The sequence below is a fragment of the Solidesulfovibrio sp. C21 genome (assembly GCF_047785625.1).
GTDB lineage: Bacteria > Desulfobacterota > Desulfovibrionia > Desulfovibrionales > Desulfovibrionaceae > Solidesulfovibrio.
Genome location: NZ_JBLODY010000014.1, coordinates 25,169 through 47,399, shown reverse-complemented (window position 1 = coordinate 47,399; position 22,231 = coordinate 25,169). Strand labels below are relative to the sequence as shown.

Below are 22,231 nucleotides of genomic sequence, written 5' to 3'. Positions count from 1 at the left end.
CCTACTTCGGGCAGAAGGCGTTGGGGACGGCCGCCTGGATGTCGTCGCCGTCGCCGGCCAGCCCGTTTTGCCCGGCCGTGGCGAAGGTATCGGGCAGGCAGGGGAAATCCGGGCTTTCGCCTTCGTTTTCATTGAGCAGATAGGGCGCGCCCCAGGGATCGCGCGCGAACCGGGCCAACTCCTTGTCCGAGGCGCCGGCGGCATGGCCGATGCGGTCAAGCGCTTCGCGCCACTGCCGCACACACTTGTCGCCGTCCGGGACGGTGCGCAGGTCGCGGCCCTGGCAGCCGCAGCGGGAACAGTTGCGACCGGTTACCGCCCAGAGGGGCCGGCCCGTGGCGGTCTTGGCCCGCACGGCCAGCCTGGACAACGCGGCCAGGGCTTCAGTCGCCGCCGTGCGCTGATGCTCCAAGGTCAGGCCGGCGATAAAGGCGCGGCGTTTCTTGGCCACGGCGTCGCCAAAAAGGATCGCCCCGGCCAGGACAAGCACCAGCACGACCAGGGACAGTCTGGCCCGGCGCATGGCCCGGGCGGTGAAGCGGTCGGCGTCCGTACGCCAGGGACCGGCGATACGGCTGGCCAGCTCTTTTTCCAGGAACGTCAGCCGCGCCCGCGCCTTGGCGGCGAAAGCGGCCAGATCGGCGGCGGCGGGCAATGGCCCGAGCATGGCCCGGGCCTCGGCCAGGGGCAGGCCGGCATCCCGGGTCAGAATATCCCCGGCCGCGTCCAGGTCCTCGGCCAAAAGCGCGGCCACCAGGGCGGCGTCGCGCCGGTCGTCGGTTTCGAGCAGGGCGGAAAGGCCGTCCAGCCGCAGTCTGGCCCGGGAGAGGTACTCCCCGGCCATGGAGCGGGCGGCCAGTATCCCGGCATCGCGGGCGGCCGGAGCCGGACGACGTTCGCCGGGCATGAAAAAGGCGAAAAGATCCCAGGCCATCTATTCGGCTCCGGCCTCCGGCCGAGGCGCGTCGGGACACGGAGCGGGATGCTCCGGGAAAATAACGGTCATGGCGTCGATGCGGTCGCCGCGCGCCTTGACGGCCTCGGCCCGGGCCGCCAGCACATGGCCGCCGTGCCGCCGGTCGGCGGTCAGGAAATGGAAATGCCAGCCCGTGGGCGAAAGCGCCTGCATCCCCGGGGGGGTGTAGATGCCGACCAGCGTGCCCTGGACGTTTTCCATGGGGAAGCTGGCCTGGCCCCTGATGGCCGTGGCCAGGGGCGGCCAGGGCTTGGCCTGGGCCCGCACGCTTCTGGTCGTGATGGCGGAAAAAAGCCCGTCCGCCCGGACCGCGTACTGGCGGGCCGGGTCGGGCAGCCGGGAAGTCAGGGCGGCGGCGATCGCTTTGAGGTCCAGGCCGTCCAGCCGGCCGCAATCGAGGCTGCCCCGGGAAAAGACCACCTGGGCAAAGGGCGTCCTGCGGCCGGGAGCGACGGGCCGGGCCACGCCGTCGCTCGTCACCTGGTAAAACCCGCCGTCCACGGCCACCATCTCGCCGTCGAGGTTTTCGAAGGTGCCAAGCCCGAAATCGCCGTGGCGGGCCAGGGTGGCGAAGGTCTCCCGGCCTTCGTAGTCCCCGGCGGACAGGGAGGCGATGGTGCCGACCTGGTACAGGACGGCGGCAAGGGCCGGGACCGAAAGAACAAGCCAGAGGGCGGCGGCAAGAATCGCCACGCGCCGACAGTGCGCACCGTTTCGCATAAAGCCCCCTGTCAGCCGGCTTGGGCGATCCGCTCCGCCTCTTCCGGTTCCGGCTCGCCGGCCAGGAACCGACGCACCACCGGATCGTCGCAGGCGGTGATGGCCTGGGGAGAACCCTCCCAGACGATACGGCCGCCGTCGAGCATGGCCACATGGCCGGCCACCTCGAACACGTCGGGGATGTCGTGGCTGACCAGGATGGCCGTAAACCCGAATTGTCGCCGGGACTGGTCGATGAGCGCCAGGACCGAGGCCTTGCGGATGGGATCGAGACCGGTGGTCGGTTCGTCGAAAAGGATCAGCCGGGGCTCGGTAACCAGCGCCCGGGCCAGGGCGACGCGTTTTTGCATGCCGCCGGAAATCTGGGACGGATATTTGCCGAGGATGCCGGTAAGTTCCAGCCGCCCGGCCATGGCCCGCACCCGCTCCCCGGTTTCCGTTTCGGACAGCCGGGCGGTTTCCCGAAGCGGCAAGGCGATGTTGTCGTAGACGGTCATGGAATCGAACAGGGCCATGTTCTGGAACATGTAGCTGCACCGCCGGCGGAATTCCCGCTGGTCGGCATGGCTGGCCGCGGCCAGGGGCGCGCCGTTAAAAAGGATGTCGCCGCTGTCGGGGGCAAGCAGGCCGATGATGTGCTTTAAAAGCACGCTCTTGCCCTCGCCCGACTTGCCGATGACCGCCGTGACTTCCCCTTCGGGCACGGTCATGTCCACGCCGCAAAGCACGGGTTGTCCGGCGAAGGCCTTTTTGAGGCCGCGTATTTCGATGAAGGGTTTTGTCATGGCGTTTTTTTGCGTCCGTTTAGCGAAATCGAAGCATCTTGAACGCAAACGCGGCCAAAGGCAAGAACCCCCGGCACGGCACGAGGATTGCAAAATTCATGGCCGGGCGGCAATTTCCGCCGTTTCACAGGCCCGGCTTGTGCTGTCCTCGTTTCGAGGCTAGCATCACAAGGCGCGGCGCGTTCGCCGCCGCTTGGGAGACAAACGCTTCATGCCCACCGCCGCACCGCTTATCCGCCTCCGTTCCGGCCAGCTGATCGGCCCGGGCTGTCCCGCCTTTCTGGTGGCCGAAATCGGCAACAACCACCAGGGCTGCCTGGATATGGCCCGGGAGATGGTCCGCGCCGCGGCCGCCAGCGGTGCCTGCGCCGTCAAATTTCAAAAACGCGACATGGCCGCCCTTTTCACCAAGGCCGGATTGGACGCACCATACAACGGCAAAAACAGCTTCGGTGCGACCTACGGCCGCCACCGGGCCGCGCTGGAACTCTCCGGCGAAGCCCTCGCCGAACTCAAGGCCCTGGCCGAATCGCTGGGCCTCACCTTTTTCGCCTCGGCCTGGGACGCGCCCAGCCTGGCCCTCTTGGTGGATCTCGGCGTGGAACTGCTGAAGATCCCGTCGGCCGACCTCGTCAACCTGCCGCTTTTGCGCCTGGCCGGCGCGACCGGCCTGCCCGTGATCCTGTCCACCGGCATGAGCGGCCTGCCCGAGGTGGACGCGGCCGTGGCCGAACTGCGCCGCTACCACGACCGCATCGTGCTGCTGCACTGCAACAGCTCCTACCCCTGCCCCGACGAGCAGGTGGGGCTGCCGCTGATCGATGCCCTGCGCCGCCGCTACGGCCTGCCGGTGGGCTATTCCGGCCACGAGCGCGGCCTTGGCCCGACGATCGCCGCCACGGCCTTCGCCCCGGCGGTCATCGAGCGCCATTTCACCCTGGACAAGACGCTGCCGGGCACCGACCACCAGGCGTCGCTGTCGCCTGCGGAGTTCGCGGCCATGGCCGCCATGGTGCGCGAGGCCGAGGCGGCCATGCGCGTCTTGCGCAAGCGCGTTTTCCCCGGCGAGGCGGGCGCGGCCGCCAAACTGCGCAAGTCCGTGGTCTTTTCCCGAGACCTGCCGGCCGGACACGTGCTCGCTCCCGAGGACCTGACCGTCAAATGCCCGGGCACCGGGCTGTCGCCGCTTCTGCTCGACGCCGTGGCCGGCTGCCTGCTCACCTGCCCGGCGCGCCAGGACGACATGGTGTCCTGGGACATGCTGGCCACCAGGGAAACCACCGAAGCGCCGCGTTCCTTGAAGGCCGCCCAACCCGGCCTGTAGCCGCAGCCGCCGGACGCGACCGTCAGACGCGCCCGCGCCCCCAAGGCGGCGGCCGCCCGGAAAACGCAGTCGCCCGTCCTCCGACGGTGGAGCGGCCAAAGCCAATCAGATCGTATCGTGTGGGGGCGGACAGACGGCCCTTTCGGCCTCCTGCCCCGGCGCATCAGGCAGCCCCAGGGGAGCGCGGCGGTCGCGCACGAAGGAATTGCCGGACTGGGACTTGGCGTATTTTTTCACCGCCGCCGCCCGCAGCCCCAGTTCGTCCATGGTCACGGGCACGGCAAAGGCGCAGTCGATGACGCCCATGGAGATGGTGAGCAGGTCGAACCGGCCCACCCGGCCGTCGCGGCCCTGGCCCTCGATGTAGCCGCGTTCGCGGTCCTCGGCGCTGTAGAGGGCCGAGGAGGCGGCGGCGAAGGATTGGGCCACGGCCCGGCAGATCGGTTCCGCCGAAGGGCCGTCGCACAGGATGATGAAATCGTCCCCGCCGACGTGGCCCAGGAAATCGTCCTGGCCGCCATGGGCGCACAGCGCCTCGCCAAGGATGCGGGCCGTCAGCAGGATGGCCTTGTCCCCATCCTTGAAGCCGTAGACGTCGTTGAAGACCTTGAAGTTGTCGAGATCGGCGTAGACGAAGCAGGTCGGCCGGCCGGCGGCGGCGCGCCGTGCTATCTCGCGCTCGATGGCCACGTTGCCGGGAAGGCCGGTCAGCGGATTGGCCCCCTTGGCCATCTCCACCTGGACGCTGGCCAGGGCGTCGAGGATTTTTTGCACCGATACCAGCCCGGACAGCCGGCCCCGGCAGGTGACCAGGATCGGATCGTACAGTTTGTCCCGATCCCGGGCCATGGCCGCCTGGGCCGCCACCTCCACCGGCGTGTCCCACTCCACGGCCAGGGGCGAGGGGTCCATGATGCGGCCCACGTCGCGGCGCAGGAACAGGGACAGCCCGTACTGGGAGCTCAAGAGCTTATCCAGGTGCTGGCCCATGATGAGCCCCTCGGGCCGGCCGGCCTGGGTCACCACCACGGCGTGCACGGATTCGTTGCCGTCGAAAAAGTGTTTGACCTCGCCAATGGTGGCATTTCGTTCCACTTGATGGGGCCGCTCGGCCAGATCGTTGATGGGCGAGGAACATTTGAGCCCGTCGGCGGCCCGGTTCGCGCCGCGCACAATGGCCAGACGCGGCCCCTCGGAAAGGGGCGTGGGCGTTTCCGCCGGCCGGCCCAGGAAAAAGCCCTGGCCGAAATGCGCGCCGAGCCGGATCAGGCAGGCCAGCTCCGCCTCGGTCTCGATGCCCTCGGCCACGATGCGGCAGCCGACCTTTTCCGAAAAAGTGAGCAGCGTCTCCATGAGCGCCCGTTTGACCGGATTGGCGTCGATGCCGCGCACCAGCGACATGTCGATCTTCATGAAATCCGGCTGGATCTCGGCGATGGAGACGAGCCCGGAATAGCCCGTGCCCACGTCGTCCACGGCCACGCCGTAGCCGGCGTCGCGGTAATGGGCCAGCGTCCGATGAAACAGGTTGAAATCCTTCACGCTGTGGCGTTCGGTGATCTCCAGCACCACGTCGTGGGGCTCCATGCCGTACTTGTCCAGCAGCCGCCGCGTCTCGCCGGGGGTGAACTGGGGATCGAGCAGGGTGCGGGGATGGACGTTGCAGAAGAGCTTGGCCCCGGGCTCGCGTTTGGCGAATCCCCGGATGGCCGCCTCCCGGCAGATTTTCTCCAGGGCGAAGATCGCCCCGGCCTCCTCGGCCACGTCAAAGAGCATGGCCGGGGATTCCAGCGTGCTTTCCCGGGGTCCCCGGGCCAGCGCCTCCCAGGCGAAGACCGAACCGGCCCGCAGGTTGACGATGGGCTGGAAAACGGCCCGCACCCGGCGCAGCTCGAGAATCTCGCGAAATTCGCGCAAAGCGGGGGCCAGCGCGCCGCCTCCGCCGGCCCGGCGCGAGGCCTCGGCCACGGCCGCGGCCAAGGCCATGTCGAGCCCGACCGGCCCCCGGCTTATGACCCTGGCCGCGCCGCAGCGCAGTTCCAGGGCCTGGCCGGTCAAACGCACCGACTCCTGGCGCAGCCGGCCCCGCGCCTCCAGGCGCAGCACCGCGGCCAGGCGTTCGAGAGCCTCGGCGTCGTCATCCTCGCAGCCGACAACCACCAACACCCGGGACGGCTCGAGCACCTCCATCAAGCCCAAGGGATGCTCCCGGGTGCGCCGCTCGGCCACCCGCAGCACCTCCCGGGCCATGGTTCCGGCCAGGGCCTCGGCCACCTCGGGCCGAAACAGCCGGCGGAGCAAGGAAAAATCCTGGATCTCCAGCAAGACGAGACCGAGAAAGCCGCCTTTGGCGACATGCCAGGCCACGCGCTCCCGGTGCTCCCGCTGTAACAGGCCAAGGAGTTGGCAGCCCTCGAGGGGACCACCATCCGGGATACGTACATCTTCTTTCAGACACGGCGAGAACTGCATAGACTTCCTTCGCGTGCGCTGCGGCCGGGCGCCCGGCAAGATCTTGGGCGGAATCGTCTTTCGCTACCCCGCTCCCTGTCGTGCTTGGCCGCGCCTTTCCGACATTGCCATGACGTTTTCATGACGCCAGGCCACGGCCGCCGCGCCCGCCCCGTCGCCCATGCGGCACACCCATCCCGCCGATCTTCCTCCCTTTCCGACCATGGCGGCTTGCAAAAAAAAGCGTTGCGGGTATTATCGCCTGCAATCGGCCCTGTAAGCTTCATTCGGGAGCGCATCCGGAGCCGGCACACGAGGGCCCATGCAGCCGCAGATACCGTTTACCCCCCTGGCCTCCCCGTTTTCCCCCTGGGAGCCGGGCGCGCTGGCCTTTCTGGTCTTTTTCGTCCTGGTGCTGGCAGTTTTGGCCCTGATCCTTTTTCTTTCGGGCTTCCTGGTGCGCCGCCGGCCCACCCCGGACAAGCAACGCCCCTACGAATGCGGCATCCTGCCCACAGGCGACGCCCGGTTTCGCTATCCGGTGCCGTTTTTCCTCATGGCCGTCTTTTTCCTCATCTTCGACGTGGAAACCGCCTATATCGTGTCCTGGGCCGTGGCCTGGCCGGAACTCGGCCTTCCCGGTTACCTGCGCATGGCCGCTTTCATCGTGATCCTGGGCCTTGGCCTGGCCTACGCCTGGCTTAAAGGCGGCCTCGACTGGAACGAGGAGGAAGGCTTGTGACCGGCCCCCTCGACGCGGTTTTCTCGCCCACGGACCACATCATCAACTGGGCGCGCAAGAATAGCCTCTGGCCCTTTTTCTTCGGCCTTTCCTGTTGTTTCGTGGAGGAGGCCACGGCCTGGGGACCGCGCTACGACATCGCCCGCTACGGTTCGGAAGTCTTCCGGGGCTCGCCACGGCAGGCCGACGTGCTCATCGTCTCGGGCACGATGTTTAAAAAGATCGCCCCGGTGGCCCTGCGGCTCTACGAGCAGATGAGCGACCCCAAGTGGGTCATCTCCATGGGCTCGTGCAGCAATTCCGGCGGCATGTACGACGTCTATTCCGTGGTCCAGGGCTCGGATCAGATCCTGCCCGTGGACGTCTATATCCCGGGCTGTCCGCCGCGCCCCGAAGCGCTGTTCGACGGACTGCTGCTGCTCCAGAAAAAAATCGCCGCCGGCGAAAAGCCCACCCGCCCCGTGCTGCACCTGCCGGGCGGCAGCGAAGGCGGCCGGCGCGACCACCTTGTGGACGGGGTGAGCAAATGCCGCGACACGCGCGGCCCCGGCTACACCGGCATCCCCGTCCGGGGCACGGCCGCGACCGAACCCCGCTTTTACGGCTCCCGGGCGGAAGGCATGTGGACGCCGCCCGCGCCGCGCTACTCCCTTCGCGACGACCAGCAGGCCGTGGCCACGGACCTTGCCGCCGCGTTCGGCGACGCCGTGGCCCTCGCCCCCGATACCCAGGACATGCCGACCTACACAGTGGCTCCGGAGCGCATCACCGAGGTGCTGGCGCATCTGAAGATGAAAGCGCCCACCCGCTTCGAGCGCCTGGAGGACCTGACCGCCATCGACGAAACCATGCGCCATACGCCGCGCGGCCACGAGGCCAGCGTGGTCTACACGCTCACCTCGCTGTCCACCCCGGGCATGGTGCGCCTGACCTGCGCGCTCCCCACACGCGACAGCGCCATCGCCACGGCGACGGGCGTGTGGCCGAGCGCCACCTGGTACGAACGCGAGGCGGCCGAGATGTTCGGCCTGCGCTTTACCGGGCATCCCGACCCCAGACGGCTGCTCACCCACCGCGACTGGGTCGGCCATCCCCTGCGCAAGGACTACGAGGGCCGGGCCACCAACATGCCGCCCTTCACCCACGAGGACTGCCGCCGCCTGGAGCCCGTGGACGCCCGGGAAATCCTTGGGGCCCGCGCCGACGCCGGAGACTACCTCCTCAATTTCGGGCCGCACCACTACGCCACCCACGGCATCTTCCGCTACGTCCTGGCCATGCGCGGCGAGCGGATCAAGGCCCTCGGCATGGACATCGGCTACCACCACCGGGGCGTGGAGAAAATCGGCGAGCGCCAGACCTGGCACCAGTTCATCCCCTACACCGACCGGGTGGACTACCTTTCGGGCGTGGCCAACAACCTGTCCTACGTCACGGCCGTGGAGACGCTTACCGGCATCGAGGTGCCGCCGCGCGCCGCCTATGCCCGGGTCATGCTGTCGGAGCTTTTCCGCATCGCCAACCACCTCATGTACTTCGGCACGTTTCTCCAGGACCTCGGCATGATGAGCCCGATTTTTTACGCCCTGCGGGAACGCGAGATGGTCCTCGACATCATCGAGACCATCACCGGCGGCCGGCTCCATCCGTCGTGGCTGCGCATCGGCGGCATGGCGGCCGATCTGCCCGAGGGCTGGAAGGAGCAGGTCGACGCCTTCATCAAGATCTTCCCTGGCCGGGTGCGGGAATACCACGCCGGGGTGACCAAGAACCCCATCGTCAAGGCCCGCTGCCGGGGCGTGGGGACCATCACCGCCGCCGAGGCCATCGACTGGGGCATCACCGGCCCCAACCTGCGGGCCACGGGGGTCGCCTGGGACCGGCGCAAGAAGATGCCCTACGGCGCCTACGCCGATTTCGATTTCGACGTGCCGACCCGCGACGCCGGCGACTGTTTTTCGCGCTACCTCGTGCGCATGGACGAGATGCTCGAGAGCCTGCGCATCATCAAGCAGGCGGCTGATAACATGCCCGGCGGCCGGTGGCTGGCCGAAGACGCCCGCTACAGCCTGCCCCAGAAGCGCGAGGCGCTTACCGACATCGAAAGCCTGATCCACCATTTCGTCAACGTCACGCGCGGCCCCAGGCTCCCGGTCGGCCAGGCCTACGCCGCGACAGAAGCCCCGCGCGGCGAGCAAGGCTATTACGTCGTCTCCGACGGCGGCTGCCACGCCTACCGCATGCGGGTGCGCACCCCGGGTTTCGCCAACATCCAGGCCCTGCCGCTTCTGGCCGAGGGGCTGCGCATCGCCGACTTCGTGGCCGTGCTCGCTTCGTACGATTATATTCTGCCGGATATCGACCGATGAGACATATTGACATGAAAAAGTTGGAGAAATTTTTGTTGGCTGGCCGGCGGGGGGCTGTGACGGCCGCGCGCGGCGCATATTTGAAGAATACGCCTTCGCGTCCGCCACAGCCCCTCGCCGGCCCTGGCAATCCGCAGAGCCGCTTCATGTCTCTGGTCGTCGGAAGCGTACCTGTCATGTTTTCCTTTCACCCCCCCTTTTTTCCATCCCTTTTTCCCCATTCGGGGGGTCCGGGGGGCCCGTGGCCTCCCGGCGGGGTAGTCCAGAAGGGGCAGCGCCCCTTCTGGCGGAGAGGTCCAGGAGAGGCGGAGCCTCTCCTGGACGCCGGAGGCGCACAGCATGGCATTGCCTGACGAACTGGTCGCGGACCTCAAGCGCATGATCGCCCAGGCGGAGCATCCCCGCGAGGCGGCGGTGGACGTGATGTACGCCTTGCAGCGCCACTACGGCTATCTGTGCGACGAGGCCATGCATTACGCCTCGACGCTGCTTGGCATGACCACGCTGGAACTGGAGTCCCTGGCCACCTTTTACGACTATCTCTACCGACGGCCGGTGGGGCATTACGTCATCCACGTGTGCGACTCGGTGGTATGCTGGATGTTCCACCAGGATTCCATCTTCGACTATCTGTGCCGCACGCTCGGCGTGCCGCCCGGCGGCACGACCGAGGACGGCATGTTCACGGTGCTGCCTTCGGCCTGCATCGGCAACTGTCACAACGCGCCGACGATGCTCATAAACGGCCGCTTCTACAACAAGCTCACCCCCGAGCGCATTGATGCGGTCCTTAGGGAACTGCGCGAGACCACCGAGGAGCCGGTTCGATGCAAGTAGACGCGCCGCAGGTGCTTTTCAAAAACCGCCACCTCGGCCGGCCGGCCACCTTCGACGAATACCGGGCCGGCGGCGGCTACGAGGCGCTTTACGCCACCATCGGCAAGCGCACCCCCCATGACGTGCTGGACATCGTTCTGGCCTCGGATTTGCGCGGCCGGGGCGGGGCGGGATTTCCGGCCGGGCGCAAATGGCAGGGCATTCCGGCCGATTACGTCGGGCCGCGCTACGTGGTGGTCAACACCGACGAGATGGAGCCCGGCACCTTCAAGGACCGCGTGCTGGTCAACGTGGACCCGCATCTGGTCATCGAGGGCATCATCCTTTGCGCCTACGCCGTCTCGGCGACGCTCGGCGTCTGCTTCATCCGGCCCTCCTACGAAGCCGACGCGGTGCTGCTGGAGCGCGAAACCCAGGTCGCCCGGGAAAAAGGGCTTCTCGGCAAAAACATCCTGGGCACGGATTTTTCCTTCGACATCCACGTGCACAGAAGCGCCGGCCGCTACATCTGCGGCGAGGCCTCGGCCCAGATCAAGGCCATTTCGGGCCTGCGCCCCAATCCGCGCAAGGGCGGGCCGCGCACCAGCGTCAAGGGACTCTGGGACTGCCCGACCATCGTCAACAACCTGGAAACCCTGGCCAACCTGCCGGGAATCGTCAAAAACGGCGCGGACTGGTTCAAGTCGCTCGCCCGCACGCCGGGAAGCGCCGGCACCAAGCTTTTCAGCGTGTCCGGCCGTATCGCCAAGCCGGATTGCTACGAGCTGCCCATGGGCATCCCCTTGCGGGAGATCCTTTTTACGCACGCCGGCGGCATGCCGCCCGGGCGGACCATCAAGGCCGTCATTCCGGGCGGGGCCTCGACCCCCTTCATGCCCGAGAAGCTGCTCGATTTGCCCATGGACTTCGACTCCATGAAAAAAGCCGGCCAGCGCCTGGGCACGGCCTCCATCATGGTCTTCGACCAGAACACCTGTCTGGTCGGGGCCACGCTCAACCTGATCGAATTTTTCACCCGCGAGTCCTGTGGCTGGTGCACGCCGTGCCGCGAGGGCCTGCCCTACGTGCGCCATCTGCTGCGGCTCATAGAGTCCGGCGAGGGCAAGGAAGAGCACATCGGCATGATCCGCGACATGGCCAAGGTCATGCAGTCGGCCTACTGCGCCTTCGCGCCCGGGGCCGCCGAACCGATCCTGAGCCTTTTGACCCATTTCGAGGCGGAAGTGCGCGAGCACCTGCACCAGCACCAATGCCCCTTCGGCAACCCGCCGCCAGCCCTGCACGGCAAGGCCTGCGGCACGCGCCCCGTGGCCTTCGGCCCGACCCCCTGCCCGGAGGACCAATGCCCGATCTGATTATCGACGGACGCCCCGTAACGGTCGCCAAGGGGACAACGGTCATCGAGGCGGCCGAGGCGCTCGGCATCGTCATCCCCCGCTTTTGCTGGCATCCGGCCCTGGGCGCGGCCGGGGCCTGCCGCATGTGCGCCGTGATGTTCACGGGCGGCCCGGTCAAAGGGCTGGAGATGAGCTGCATGACCCCGGCCGCCGACGGCATGGTGGTGGAGACCTTCCACCCCGAGGCCGTGGCTTTTCGCCGGCATATCATCGAACTGCTCATGGCCAACCATCCCCACGACTGCCCGGTGTGCGACGAGGGCGGGCATTGCCTGCTCCAGGACGAGACGATTTCGGGCGGCCACAGCCTGCGCCGCTGGCCGGGGACCAAGCGCACCTACCTCGACCAGGACCTGGGACCTTTCATCCAGCACGAGATGAACCGCTGCATCCACTGCTACCGTTGCGTGCGGTTCTACCAGGACTATTGCGGCTATCGCGATTTCGGCCCCATGCAAAACGCCAACCGGGTCTATTTCGGCCGGTTCGAAAACGGCGCGCTTCAAAGCCCCTTTGCCGGCAATCTGGCCGACATCTGCCCCACCGGGACGCTCACCGACAAGACCGCGCGCTTCACGTCGCGGCGTTGGGACTGCGAACGCGCGCCCTCGGTGTGCCCGCATTGTTCGCTTGGCTGCAACACCGTGGCCCTGTCGCGCTACCGGGCCGTGGCCCGCATCGAGGCCCGGGAAAACGCGGCGGTAAACGGCTTTTTCATCTGCGACCGGGGCCGGTTCTCCCATGGCTTCGCCTCGAGCCCCGAGCGGCCGCGCGAGGCCAAAATCGACGGCATGGCCGCGTCCGTGGACGACGCCCTTGCCACCGTGGCCGCCCGGCTTACGGAAACGGCCAAGGCCCACGGCCCGGCAAGCGTGGCCATAGTGGGCTCGGCCCGTTCCACCCTCGAAACGCAGGCCGCGCTGACGGCCCTGGCCAAAGCCGCCGGCTGGACCGGACCGGTTTTTTTTGAAAGCCGCTCGCAGCAGGCGGCCGTGACCGCGTCGCTGGCCGCCCTGACGCCGACGCGCGCCCTGTCCCTGGCCGATATCGGCCGCTGCGACGCGGTGCTGACGCTCGGCGTTTCGCCACTTTTCGACGCGCCCATGCTGGCACTCGCCCTGCGTCAGGCCACGCGCAACGGCGGGACGGTCATCGTGGCCGACCCGAGACCCGTGTCCCTGCCGCTGCCTTTCACGCACCTGTCGGTCGCGCCGCGACAGCTTGCCGCCGTGGCCGCCATCGTCACCGCCGGTCCGACCGAGGCCGCCGCCCTGGCCCAAAAACGCCTGCCGCTTTCGCCCCGGCTGTGGCCGGCCCTGGAACTGGCGGCCAGGGCCCTGGCCGCAGCCAAGCGCCCGGCCGTGGTCTTCGTCGCGTCCCTGGCCTGGGCCTTGCCGACCGACGACCGCTTTGGCCTGTTCCCGGTTCTTGCCGGCCCGGGCAGCGCCGGCGCGGCCCTGTGCGCCGCCCCGGACGCGCCGGGACTGGCCGATCTGGCCGCCGCCATCAATGCCGGCCGCGTGAAAAGCCTGCTCGTGGTCGAGGCTGATCCGGCCGCGCTTTCGTCCCGGCTCTTCGCCGCCTGCGCCGGGTTGGACACCCTTGTCGTGTGCGACTGCCTGCCCACGCCGACCGCGGCCAAGGCCACGATTTTTCTGCCCACGACCACGCTGTTCGAGTCCGGCGGACTTTTCCTCAACAACGAAGGCCGGCTCCAGCGCGCCGCCCCGGTGCAGCCCGCGGGCGATCCCGTCTCCCGCGACGGCGGCGGCAACCATCCGCCCCGGGCCTACGACCGCAGGCTCCCCGGCACGGACCCGCGCCCGGCGGACCGGCTTTGCCGCGACCTCGCCGCCGCGCTGGCCCTGGACCTGCCCGAAACACCCCTGGAAGGCATCGCCGGGCTGGGCCCGGAAGGCAGCCGCGCGGATTTCGCCGCCCTGGCCGGCAGGGCAAAAGAAGCCGGCCTACCCTTCCCCGCATCCGAAGGGCTGACGGTGGTCTTTGACGAGGCCCTGTTCGGCACCGAAGAGCTTGGCCGCTACGCCCCGCTGCCGGCAAAGCTGGCCGCGACCGAGCCGACGCTGACGCTCCATCCCGAGGACGCCACTTCCCTGGGTTTTGTCGACGGCGACAACGTCGGCGTGGCCGTGCTCGACCGCTTCATCCAGGCCGTGGCCCGCGTCACCCCGGATGTGGCCCGGGGCGTGGCCATTCTTCCCCGGCTGCCGCAGTTCGCCGGCCTGACCGCAACCCTGGGTCCCTGCGACCTGCGCCGGAGATAGGCCATGCTCGATATCCTCGTCGGCATCCTGGTCATGCTGGTCAAAATGGCCCTCGTTTTGGCTGTGGTCTTCGGGCTGGCCGCCTACATGATCCTGCTCGAACGCAAGCTTCTTGGCCGCATGCAGGTACGCTACGGGCCCAACCGGGTCGGCCTCTTCGGCCTGCTCCAGCCCATCGCCGACGGCCTCAAGATGCTGCTGAAAGAAGACATCATCCCCGACGGCGTGGACAGGCGCATCTTTCTCGTCGCCCCGGCCATCGTCGCCGGCACCGCCCTTTTCGCCTTTGCCGTGGTGCCCTTCGGCCCGGATTTCACCGCCTTCGGCGTGACCGTCCGGCAGGTGATCGCCGACGCCAACGTGGGGGTGCTCATCGTCTTCGGCCTGTCGTCGCTGGCCGTTTACGGCGTGGCGCTTGGCGGCTGGACCTCGGACAACAAGTACAGCCTCTTGGGCGGCCTTCGCGGCGCGGCCCAGATGATCAGCTACGAGCTGGCCCTGGCCCTTTCCCTGGTCCCGGTGGTCATGCTCTCCCGCTCCCTAAGCCTCTCCGACATCGTGGCCGCCCAGGCGCGGCTTCCCTTCGCCCTTGTCCAGCCCGTGGCCTTCGCCATCTTCATTGTCAGCTCCCTGGCCGAGACCAACCGCATCCCCTTCGACCTGCCCGAGGCCGAAAACGAGTTGCAGGCCGGCTACCACACCGAATATTCCGGCATGCGCTTCGCGCTTTTCTTCGTCGGCGAATACGTCAACATGATCCTTTTAGGGTCCATCACCGCCGTCTTTTTCCTGGGCGGCTGGCATGGGCCCTTTTTGCCGCCGATCGTCTGGTTCCTCATCAAGGTCCTGGCCGTGCCGGTCTTTCTCATCTGGACCCGGGCCTCGCTGCCGCGCCTGCGCTACGACCAGCTCATGGCCGTGGGCTGGAAGTTCCTGGTGCCGCTCGGGCTGGTCAACATCCTCGTCACCGGCGCAATTTTAGCCGCCGGGATGTAAGGAGCCGTGCCGATGGAAGATAAAAACGACAAGCCGGGCCTGTTGCGCGAGGTCATCGACGGCGCGGCCGGGATCATCGGGTCCTACGCCGCGACGCTGACCCATCTCTTTCGCAAGCCCGTCACCGAACAGTACCCGGAATACAAACGGCCCATGCCGGCCCGCACGCGCGGCCGTATCATTCTCACCCGCTCCCCGGACGGCAAGGAACGCTGCGTGGCCTGCTACCTCTGTTCCGGCGCCTGCCCGGTCAACTGCATCTCCATGCAGTCCGAGGAAGGCCCGGACGGCCGGCGACGCGCGGCCTGGTTTCGCATCAACTTCGCCCGCTGCATCTACTGCGGCCTGTGCGAGGAGGCCTGCCCGACGCTGGCCATCCAGCTCACGCCCGAATTCGCCTTTTCCAAGGATTCCATCGAGGCGTTCGTCTATGAAAAAGAGGATCTGCTCGTGGATCACGGCGGCAAGGACCCGGATTACGACTTCTACGCCCATGCCGGCGTGGCCGCCGGCAGGCCCAAAGGCGAACACATCGGCGAGGACGAACCCGTGGATGTCAAAAGCATTCTGCCGTAGGATCACATCATGACCGCTCTTGGCGCACTTTTCTACCTTCTCTCCGCCGTGCTGCTCATCGCGGCGGGGCTGGCCGCCACACGGCGCAATCCCGTCCATGCCGTGTGCTGCGCCGTAGTGGCCTTTATCGCCACGGCCGGCCTGTTCGTGGTCCTCGGCGCGCCGCTGCCCGGCGTGCTGGAGGTGGTGGTCTACGCCGGGGCCATCATGGTGCTCTTTCTTTTCATCATCATGCTGCTCGGGCTGCCGGTCGGCGTTGGCGCGGTGCCGGCGGCGCGGCTGGTCGTTCCGGGCGTCATTGCCGCCGCGACCCTTGTGGCGCTTTTCGCCCTGATCGGCGTCGATCCCGTGGGCCGGGGCCTGCTGCCGGCGGCCATGGCCAGCCCGGCGGCCGTCGGCACGGTGCTTTTCGGCACCTACTGGCTGGCGGTGGAGGCTGTTTCCATCATCCTTTTCGCCGCGCTGGCCGCCGTGCTGCTTTTGGGCCGGGCCGAACGTGACGCAGGGCAGCAGGGAGGCAGCGCCGCATGAACGTGCCCCTGTCCCACGTCCTGGCCGTGGCCAGCCTGCTTTTCGCCATCGGGGCGCTGTGCGCCGTGGCCCGGCGTTCGATCCTCATGATCCTCGTCGGCGTGGAATTCATGCTCACCGCCGCCGGTATTGCCTTTGTCGGCGCGTCGCTGGCCTGGGGCAACCTGGACGGCCAGGCGGCGGTGCTGATCGTCATGGGGCTGGCCGCGGCCGAGGCCGGACTGGGGCTGGCCCTGCTCGTCCACGGCCGGCGCTCGGGCGGAACCGCCTCCATTGACGATTACAACCGGCTTACGGGGGAATGATGGCCGAACTCCTTGCGCTCATGCTCCTCTTTCCCCTGGCCGGGGCGGTGTTCCAGGCCGGCTGGGGAGCGAAATGCGGCCGTCGGGCCAGCAACATGGCCGCCGCCGCCGCCATTGCCGGAGCCCTGGCCATGGCCGTCGTCGCCATCTGGGGCCTTGGCGTCGCGCCGCACCGCATACGCTACGGCTCCTGGTTCGCCTTCGACGACTTTTCCTCGGCCTTTTCGCTCCTCTACGACCGCGTAGCCGGGGTCATGACCGTCACCGTCACCTTCGTGGCCCTGCTCATCCACCTCTACTCCGCCACCTACATGCGCGAAGACAAATCCTTTGCGCGCTATTTCTGCTACTTGAACCTCTTTGTCTTCTTCATGCTGGTCATCGCGTTGGCCGACGACCTGATTTTTCTTTTCATGGGCTGGGAAGGCGTGGGATTTTGCTCGTTCGCGCTCATCGGCTTCTGGCACGAGGAGCTGCCCAACGTGGACGCCGGGCGCAAGGCCTTCATCATGACCCGCATCGGCGACCTGGGCTACGTGGCGGCGCTCGGCATCGTCATCGCCCTTTTCGGCCACGCCTCACTCTCCGATCTCGCCGCCAGGGCCGAGACCCTTTCGCCGGGCATGGCCGCGGTCATCGGCTTTTGTTTCCTCTTTGCGGCGCTCGGAAAATCGGCCCAGCTGCCGCTTTCGGCCTGGCTGCCCGACGCCATGGCCGGCCCGACACCGGTTTCGGCGCTGATCCACGCCGCAACGATGGTCACGGCAGGCGTGTACCTGCTCATGCGCCTGGACCCACTGCTCGCCTTCGCCCCGGACGTCGGCGCGGCAGCGGCCCTGATCGGCGCGACCACGGCGCTTTACGGCGCGATTTGCGCCCTCGGCCAGCGCGACGTCAAACGCATCCTGGCCTATTCGACCATAAGCCAGGTCGGGTACATGTTCCTGGCCGCCGGCTGCGGCGACGTGACGGGCGCGCTTTTCCACCTGCAAAGCCACGCCTTTTTCAAGTCCCTGCTCTTCATGTGCTCCGGCGTCATGATCCAGGCCTTTCACGAGGAACACGACATCTTCCGCATGGGCGCGCGGTTGCGCAAAAAAATGCCCGGACTGTTCCTCCTTTTCACCTGCGGCGCGGCCGCGTTGGCCGCCCTGCCGCCCACCTCCGGCTACTTCAGCAAAGGCCGGACCCTGGCCGACGCCCTGGCCCACCCCAACGACATCTTCCTGCTGTCCTTCGTGCTCGGAACCGTGGCCGCGCTTCTCACCGCCATCTACGTCTTTCGCATGTACTTCGTGGCCTTTTTCGCCGATCCGGCCGACCCGGCGCCCATGAGCGACGATCCGGCCCTGTTCCGCATGGAACGTCCGCTTTGGCCCCTGGGCGTCCTGGCCCTGGTGTACGGATTCATCAACCTGCCGGAATTTTTTCACATAAAGCCGCTTCTCGACAGCTTCCTGGCCGGGACCGTCGCCCCAAATCCGCCCGAGGTGGAAAACGCCGAGGTGCTGGTCATGGCCCTCGACGCGGTCATCGCCATCGGCGGCCTGCTCATCGCCTGGGCCATCTACCGTCCGGCGCGCCGTCACATGGCCGCGCCGGACGGATGCCTCACGGCCGGACTCGGCCTGGACGGCTTTTACCGGAAATGGCTGGCCGCGCCGTATGTGCGGGCGGCGGCCTTCCTGTGGCGCGGGGTGGATGAGGATATGTTAAACGGCACGGTCCTGGCCGCGACATCCGGCATCTCCGGCCTGTCCGACGGCATCCGCCGGCTGGGAGGCGGGCGCATCGCCGTCTCCCTGGGCACCGTTTTCGCCCTGGCCGCCGTCATCTTGACCTGGCTCGCGGTGGGCTGGACACAAGGATAAGGAAACGCCGCCATGATGCCCACGACGTCCATGCTGTCCATGCTGCGGGACCTCCCCTGGCTGACCCTGCTCATTTTCTGGCCCCTGGCCGCGGCCGTGGTCATGCCGCTTTTCCGGCGCTCCCGGGAGGCCTGCCGCTCCTTCGCCCTGGCCGCCGCCCTGATCGAAGTAGCGATGGCCCTGCTCGTGATCCTTCTTTTCGCCGTGGGCCGCTCCTCCCTGCCCGCCAGCGAAGACGTCGCCTGGATACCACAGCTCGGCATCCGCTATACCCTGACCTGCGACGGATTGAGCCTCGTCTTCGTGGCGCTCACCGCCTTTATCGGCGTGTGCTGCATGCTGGCCTCGCGAAGTGACGACGCGAAACGTCCGGCCCTCTATTACGCCCTGATCCTCTCTTCGCTCGCCACCGTCCAGGGCGTGTTTCTGGCCACGGACCTCTTTCTTTTCGCGCTCTTCTGGGAAGCCCAGCTCATCCCGGTCTTTTTCCTCATCGGCATCTTCGGCCACGGCGACCGCATGCGGGTGGCCATCAAATTTTTCCTGTTCTCGGCCGTGGGCGGCCTGCTCATGTTCCTGGCCGTCATCACCCTCGGCATCCACGCCGCCGACGGCCCCACCGGCCCCACCTTCGCCCTGTACGACCTGACACGGCTCCATCTGCCGCTTGCCACGGCGCGCTGGCTTTTCGCCGCCTTCGTGCTGTCCTTCGCCATCAAGATTCCGCTGGTGCCGGTGCACATATGGCTGCCCGACGCCCATACCGAAGCCCCCACGGCCGGCAGCCTCATCCTGGCCGGATTGCTGCTTAAAACCGGCGGCTACGCGCTGATCCGCTTCGCCCTGCCCCTTTTCCCGGAAGCGGCCGTGGCCTATGCCCCGGTCCTGACCGTGCTCGGCCTGATCGGACTCTTCTACGCCTCGTGGGTGGCCCTGGCCCAGGAAGACGTCAAACGGCTCGTCGCCTATTCGAGCATCGGGCATATGGGGCTCGCCGTGGCCGCCATCGTCTCCGGCAACCGGCTGGCCCTCGGCGGCGCGGTGGTCATGATGCTAAGCCACGGCCTGACCTCGGGCGGACTTTTCGCCCAGGCCGGCATGATCGGCGAGCGCATGGGCAGCCGCCGCTTCGCGGTGCTGGGCGGCCTCTGGAACAAGGCCCCCCGGTTCGGCGCGGCCTTTCTGTTGTGCGTGCTGGCCTCGGCCGCCCTGCCGGGGCTCTCCGGATTCGTGGGCGAGGCCATGATCGTCTTCGGCCTGTTCCGGGTCGATGTCGTCACGAGCGCTTTCGCCGTGCTCGGCATGGCCGCGACGCTTATCTACCTGCTGCGTCTGGCCCGGGACACGCTCTTCGGCCCGCCGCGCTCGAACGCCCCCTTTCCCGACCTTTCGCCCCGGGAAACCGCGCTCATGGCCTCCCTGGTCCTGGCCATGCTGTGGATCGGGCTTTTTCCCGGCCCCGTCCTGTCGGTCATAAGCGCCCCCCTCGACATCATCGCCGGACAGGTCTGGCCGGCGGTGGCGACAGTGACAACCGGGCTTGGCCTGTAAGACAGAAAAGGACTCCCCATGCCCGCCCAAATCACCGGACTTTTTCCCGACCTGATCCCCCACATGGCCTTGGCCGCCGGGGGACTGGCCACCCTTGGCGCGGCAATTTTCCGCCGGGGCGCGCCCAAAGGGCTGCTCCCGATCCTTGCCGCGCTCTTCGCCCTCGTGCCGGGCCTCTGGGCCTTCTGGCCGGGCCCGGACGCCAGCGGCATGACGCGCTTTTACGCCGGGCTCCTTAGCGCCATCACCCTAGGCACGGTGGGGCTGCTGGCCCGCTATGCCGACGAGCGCGAATTTTCCGACGACGCCCTGTACGGCCTGACTTTGTGGTCGGCCCTCGGCATGTTGCTTTTGGCCGAAGCGACCGACTGGCTGATGCTCCTTTTGGGGCTTGAGCTGGCTTCCCTTTGCCTCTACGCCCTGGTGGCCGCGCGCCTAAACGACAGGCTCGGGGCCGAGGCCGCGCTCAAGTATTTCCTGCCCGGGGCCGTGGCCCTGGGCACCCTCACCTTCGGCATCAGCCTGATCTACGCCGGCAGCGGCACCCTCGACATCGCCGACTCCCTGGCCGCCGGCGGCCCCATCGTCACCGCCGGGCTGGCGCTGGCCCTGGTCGGCATCGGCTTCAAGCTTTCCCTTGCCCCGATCCATCTCTGGACGCCGGACACCTATCAAGGCGCGCCGGCTCCTGTCGCCGCCTTTCTCTCCACCGGCTCCAAGGCCGCCACGGCCGCCGCGCTGCTCCACCTGTGCGCCGACGCCTCCCCGGACGCCATGGCGCTCCTCTCCCCGGCCCTGGTCGCCGTCTCGGGGCTCTCCATGGCCGTGGGCAACATCGGCGCGTTGCGGCAAAAAAGCGTCAAGCGTCTGCTGGCCTATTCCTCCATCGCCCAGATGGGCTACATCGCCATGGCCGCCCTGGCCGTCGAGGCCGCCGGGGGCGAGGCCGCGCTTTTCTACCTGGCCGCCTATGCGCTCATGGACCTCGGCGCCTTCGGCGCGGTGGGGGCGCTTTCCGGCGACGCCGCCGACCGTGACGCCATCACCTCCTACCAGGGGCTCGGCTACGACCATCCCTGGCTGGCCGGTTCCCTGGCCTTCTGTCTGCTGTCCCTGGCCGGACTGCCGCCAACGGCCGGGTTCATCGGCAAATTTCTGGTCTTCGGCGCGGCCCTTCGGGCCGGTTACACGGGGCTGGCCGTCTTCGGCATCCTCATGGCCGTCATCGGCATCTTTTACGCCCTGCGCCTGGTGGCCACCCTCTACATGCGCGAGGGCGTGGAAGCCTATCCGGGCACTCCCGCCCCGGCCGGCCCGGCCGCCGGTCTCACCCTGTGGGCCGTGGCCGCCGGCCTGCTTTGGCTCGGCGTCTGGCCCGGGCCGCTCATGGCCGCCATCGCCACATTGGTCGGGGGGTAAGGGGAGCGAGCCCCGATCCCCCATATAAAGAGAAAGGGGAAACAGCATGCACACCCGCCTGCTCGATATGCTCGTCTGTCCGGTCTGTCTGCCCGAGGAACATCCGCTGCTCTTAAAAGACCACAGCCACAACGGGGAGGACATCACCTCCGGAACCCTCACATGTCCCGGCTGCGGCGCGGCCTACGCCATCACCGACGGGCTGGCCGACCTGGCCCCGCCCGAAAAGGCCGTGCCCACGGCCCAGGAGCGTTACGACACGGACAGGCTGGCCGCCTCCTACCTGTGGAGCCACTACGCCGATTTGTGGGAGGACCGCGAAGCCACGGACGCGTATGCGCGCTGGCTGGAGATGGCCGGAGACTGCGCGGGCCCGGCCCTGGACGCCGGCTGCGCCGTGGGGCGTTTCACCTTCGAGATGGCCGCGAAAACCGGCTTCGCCGTGGGCGTCGACCTGTCGCGGCCCTTCATCACCCTGGCCCGGCGGATCGCCCGGAAAAAGGAAATGGTCTTCACCGCTCCGCGCCAGGGGCTCCTGACCACGCGCTTCGGCTTTTCCCTACCCAAGCGGCTGCAACAGGGCACGGTGGAATTCGTGCGGGCCGACGTCGCGCGCCTGCCGTTTCGCGCCGCCAGCTTCGGCCTTGTCGCCTCGCTCAATGTCGTGGACAAGCTGCCGCGCCCGATGCTCCACCTGGTCGAGGCCAGACGCGTGTGCGCACAGACGGCGACCCTGCTCGTGGCCGACCCCTTCTCCTGGTCCGAAACCGTGGCCAGACCGGAAAACTGGCTCGGCGGCACGGCGGACTCCGGCGACAGCGCCGCCGTTATCGCCAATATGCTCGATGCCGGACCGGGCTGGCAGGCCCGCATCGCGGGCTCGGTCTGGTGGGCCATCCGCGACCACGCCAACCGCTACGAACGCATCCGCAGCGAAGTCATCGTCGCCCACCGCAGTGCGAAGTAGACTTTTTTAAGGCTATGCGGGGGGAAACTTTGTCTTACGAAAAATTTCCCCCCGCACCCCCTTTCAAAAGACTTTAACGGTTACAGCGTGTTATCATTGTCACAGCCGTAACCGGGCAAAAGTTTTGGG

At 67.6% G+C, this 22,231-nt stretch carries 17 protein-coding genes and 1 pseudogene; 14 read left to right on the top strand and 4 right to left on the bottom strand.

What is annotated here, in order from left to right:
- Position 1: 1 nt before the first annotated feature.
- The 3 genes from ACMZ6R_RS06820 to ACMZ6R_RS06810 are packed head-to-tail and all read right to left on the bottom strand — an operon-like array spanning position 2 to position 2,481.
- The gene (locus ACMZ6R_RS06820) at positions 2-934 is read right to left on the bottom strand and encodes a hypothetical protein (protein ID WP_416110163.1); all 933 of its coding nucleotides are present in this window, start codon (positions 932-934) and stop codon (positions 2-4) included.
- On the bottom strand, positions 935-1,696 hold the full coding sequence (locus ACMZ6R_RS06815; RefSeq protein WP_416110162.1) for an acetolactate decarboxylase: 762 nt from the start codon (positions 1,694-1,696) through the stop codon (positions 935-937). It lies immediately after the preceding gene.
- A gap of 11 nt (positions 1,697-1,707) precedes the next feature.
- Positions 1,708-2,481: an ABC transporter ATP-binding protein gene (locus tag ACMZ6R_RS06810; RefSeq protein ID WP_416110161.1), complete on the bottom strand. Its 774-nt coding sequence runs from the start codon at positions 2,479-2,481 to the stop codon at positions 1,708-1,710.
- Positions 2,482-2,692: 211 nt separating this feature from the next.
- Here ACMZ6R_RS06810 and ACMZ6R_RS06805 point away from each other — a divergent pair, with 211 nt between their 5' ends.
- Positions 2,693-3,805: an N-acetylneuraminate synthase family protein gene (locus tag ACMZ6R_RS06805; protein ID WP_416110160.1), complete on the top strand. Its 1,113-nt coding sequence runs from the start codon at positions 2,693-2,695 to the stop codon at positions 3,803-3,805.
- Between the two features lie 105 nt (positions 3,806-3,910).
- Here the strand turns inward: ACMZ6R_RS06805 and ACMZ6R_RS06800 are convergent, their stop codons facing one another.
- Positions 3,911-6,277: a bifunctional diguanylate cyclase/phosphodiesterase gene (locus tag ACMZ6R_RS06800; RefSeq protein WP_416110159.1), complete on the bottom strand. Its 2,367-nt coding sequence runs from the start codon at positions 6,275-6,277 to the stop codon at positions 3,911-3,913.
- Positions 6,278-6,578: 301 nt separating this feature from the next.
- Between ACMZ6R_RS06800 and ACMZ6R_RS06795 the strand changes: the two genes are divergently transcribed.
- From ACMZ6R_RS06795 to ACMZ6R_RS06735, 13 genes and pseudogenes are all read left to right on the top strand, one after another.
- Positions 6,579-6,998 carry an NADH-quinone oxidoreductase subunit A gene (locus ACMZ6R_RS06795; RefSeq protein ID WP_416110158.1) on the top strand — a complete coding sequence of 140 codons (420 nt, stop codon included), beginning with the start codon at positions 6,579-6,581 and terminating at the stop codon, positions 6,996-6,998.
- Positions 6,968-9,367 (top strand): annotated as a pseudogene (locus ACMZ6R_RS06790) (NADH-quinone oxidoreductase subunit B/C/D); the annotation flags it as partial. The gene ACMZ6R_RS06795 and the pseudogene ACMZ6R_RS06790, both read left to right, overlap by 31 nt.
- Before the next feature lie 339 nt (positions 9,368-9,706).
- A complete protein-coding gene (gene nuoE, locus ACMZ6R_RS06785) occupies positions 9,707-10,204 on the top strand; it encodes an NADH-quinone oxidoreductase subunit NuoE (protein ID WP_416110157.1) in 498 nt (165 codons plus the stop codon).
- On the top strand, positions 10,195-11,559 hold the full coding sequence (locus ACMZ6R_RS06780; protein WP_416110156.1) for a complex I 51 kDa subunit family protein: 1,365 nt from the start codon (positions 10,195-10,197) through the stop codon (positions 11,557-11,559). Before nuoE ends, ACMZ6R_RS06780 begins: the two co-directional genes overlap by 10 nt.
- Entirely contained in the window at positions 11,547-13,886 is a 2,340-nt protein-coding gene (nuoG, locus tag ACMZ6R_RS06775; protein ID WP_416110155.1) for an NADH-quinone oxidoreductase subunit NuoG, read from the top strand. The genes ACMZ6R_RS06780 and nuoG overlap by 13 nt, the downstream gene beginning before the upstream one ends.
- A gap of 3 nt (positions 13,887-13,889) precedes the next feature.
- Positions 13,890-14,882 carry an NADH-quinone oxidoreductase subunit NuoH gene (nuoH, locus tag ACMZ6R_RS06770; RefSeq protein WP_416110154.1) on the top strand — a complete coding sequence of 331 codons (993 nt, stop codon included), beginning with the start codon at positions 13,890-13,892 and terminating at the stop codon, positions 14,880-14,882.
- 12 nt (positions 14,883-14,894) lie between these two features.
- Positions 14,895-15,458 (top strand): NADH-quinone oxidoreductase subunit NuoI, encoded by a 564-nt coding sequence (gene nuoI / locus ACMZ6R_RS06765; protein WP_416110153.1) that lies wholly within the window; start codon positions 14,895-14,897, stop codon positions 15,456-15,458.
- Positions 15,459-15,467: 9 nt separating this feature from the next.
- Positions 15,468-15,989, top strand: a complete 522-nt coding sequence (locus ACMZ6R_RS06760; protein WP_416110152.1) for an NADH-quinone oxidoreductase subunit J — start codon at positions 15,468-15,470, stop codon at positions 15,987-15,989.
- Positions 15,986-16,294, top strand: coding sequence for an NADH-quinone oxidoreductase subunit NuoK (gene nuoK, locus ACMZ6R_RS06755; protein ID WP_416110151.1), 309 nt, complete (start codon positions 15,986-15,988; stop codon positions 16,292-16,294). The genes ACMZ6R_RS06760 and nuoK overlap by 4 nt, the downstream gene beginning before the upstream one ends.
- On the top strand, positions 16,294-18,165 hold the full coding sequence (locus ACMZ6R_RS06750; protein WP_416110150.1) for an NADH-quinone oxidoreductase subunit L: 1,872 nt from the start codon (positions 16,294-16,296) through the stop codon (positions 18,163-18,165). The genes nuoK and ACMZ6R_RS06750 overlap by 1 nt, the downstream gene beginning before the upstream one ends.
- Positions 18,166-18,177: 12 nt before the next feature.
- Entirely contained in the window at positions 18,178-19,716 is a 1,539-nt protein-coding gene (locus ACMZ6R_RS06745; protein ID WP_416110149.1) for a complex I subunit 4 family protein, read from the top strand.
- A gap of 18 nt (positions 19,717-19,734) precedes the next feature.
- Positions 19,735-21,135 carry an NADH-quinone oxidoreductase subunit N gene (locus ACMZ6R_RS06740; protein ID WP_416110148.1) on the top strand — a complete coding sequence of 467 codons (1,401 nt, stop codon included), beginning with the start codon at positions 19,735-19,737 and terminating at the stop codon, positions 21,133-21,135.
- 46 nt (positions 21,136-21,181) lie between these two features.
- Entirely contained in the window at positions 21,182-22,102 is a 921-nt protein-coding gene (locus ACMZ6R_RS06735; RefSeq protein WP_416110147.1) for a class I SAM-dependent methyltransferase, read from the top strand.
- The last annotated feature ends 129 nt before the right edge of the window (positions 22,103-22,231 follow it).

Bases quoted from the DNA above. Each gene is read 5' to 3' on its own strand.
- ACMZ6R_RS06820 (WP_416110163.1), bottom strand. From the start codon at position 934: ATGGCCTGGGATCTTTTCGCCTTTTTCATGCCCGGCGAACGTCGTCCG.
- ACMZ6R_RS06815 (WP_416110162.1), bottom strand. From the start codon at position 1,696: ATGCGAAACGGTGCGCACTGTCGGCGCGTGGCGATTCTTGCCGCCGCC.
- ACMZ6R_RS06810 (WP_416110161.1), bottom strand. From the start codon at position 2,481: ATGACAAAACCCTTCATCGAAATACGCGGCCTCAAAAAGGCCTTCGCC.
- ACMZ6R_RS06805 (WP_416110160.1), top strand. From the start codon at position 2,693: ATGCCCACCGCCGCACCGCTTATCCGCCTCCGTTCCGGCCAGCTGATC.
- ACMZ6R_RS06800 (WP_416110159.1), bottom strand. From the start codon at position 6,277: ATGCAGTTCTCGCCGTGTCTGAAAGAAGATGTACGTATCCCGGATGGT.
- ACMZ6R_RS06795 (WP_416110158.1), top strand. From the start codon at position 6,579: ATGCAGCCGCAGATACCGTTTACCCCCCTGGCCTCCCCGTTTTCCCCC.
- nuoE (WP_416110157.1), top strand. From the start codon at position 9,707: ATGGCATTGCCTGACGAACTGGTCGCGGACCTCAAGCGCATGATCGCC.
- ACMZ6R_RS06780 (WP_416110156.1), top strand. From the start codon at position 10,195: ATGCAAGTAGACGCGCCGCAGGTGCTTTTCAAAAACCGCCACCTCGGC.
- nuoG (WP_416110155.1), top strand. From the start codon at position 11,547: ATGCCCGATCTGATTATCGACGGACGCCCCGTAACGGTCGCCAAGGGG.
- nuoH (WP_416110154.1), top strand. From the start codon at position 13,890: ATGCTCGATATCCTCGTCGGCATCCTGGTCATGCTGGTCAAAATGGCC.
- nuoI (WP_416110153.1), top strand. From the start codon at position 14,895: ATGGAAGATAAAAACGACAAGCCGGGCCTGTTGCGCGAGGTCATCGAC.
- ACMZ6R_RS06760 (WP_416110152.1), top strand. From the start codon at position 15,468: ATGACCGCTCTTGGCGCACTTTTCTACCTTCTCTCCGCCGTGCTGCTC.
- nuoK (WP_416110151.1), top strand. From the start codon at position 15,986: ATGAACGTGCCCCTGTCCCACGTCCTGGCCGTGGCCAGCCTGCTTTTC.
- ACMZ6R_RS06750 (WP_416110150.1), top strand. From the start codon at position 16,294: ATGGCCGAACTCCTTGCGCTCATGCTCCTCTTTCCCCTGGCCGGGGCG.
- ACMZ6R_RS06745 (WP_416110149.1), top strand. From the start codon at position 18,178: ATGATGCCCACGACGTCCATGCTGTCCATGCTGCGGGACCTCCCCTGG.
- ACMZ6R_RS06740 (WP_416110148.1), top strand. From the start codon at position 19,735: ATGCCCGCCCAAATCACCGGACTTTTTCCCGACCTGATCCCCCACATG.
- ACMZ6R_RS06735 (WP_416110147.1), top strand. From the start codon at position 21,182: ATGCACACCCGCCTGCTCGATATGCTCGTCTGTCCGGTCTGTCTGCCC.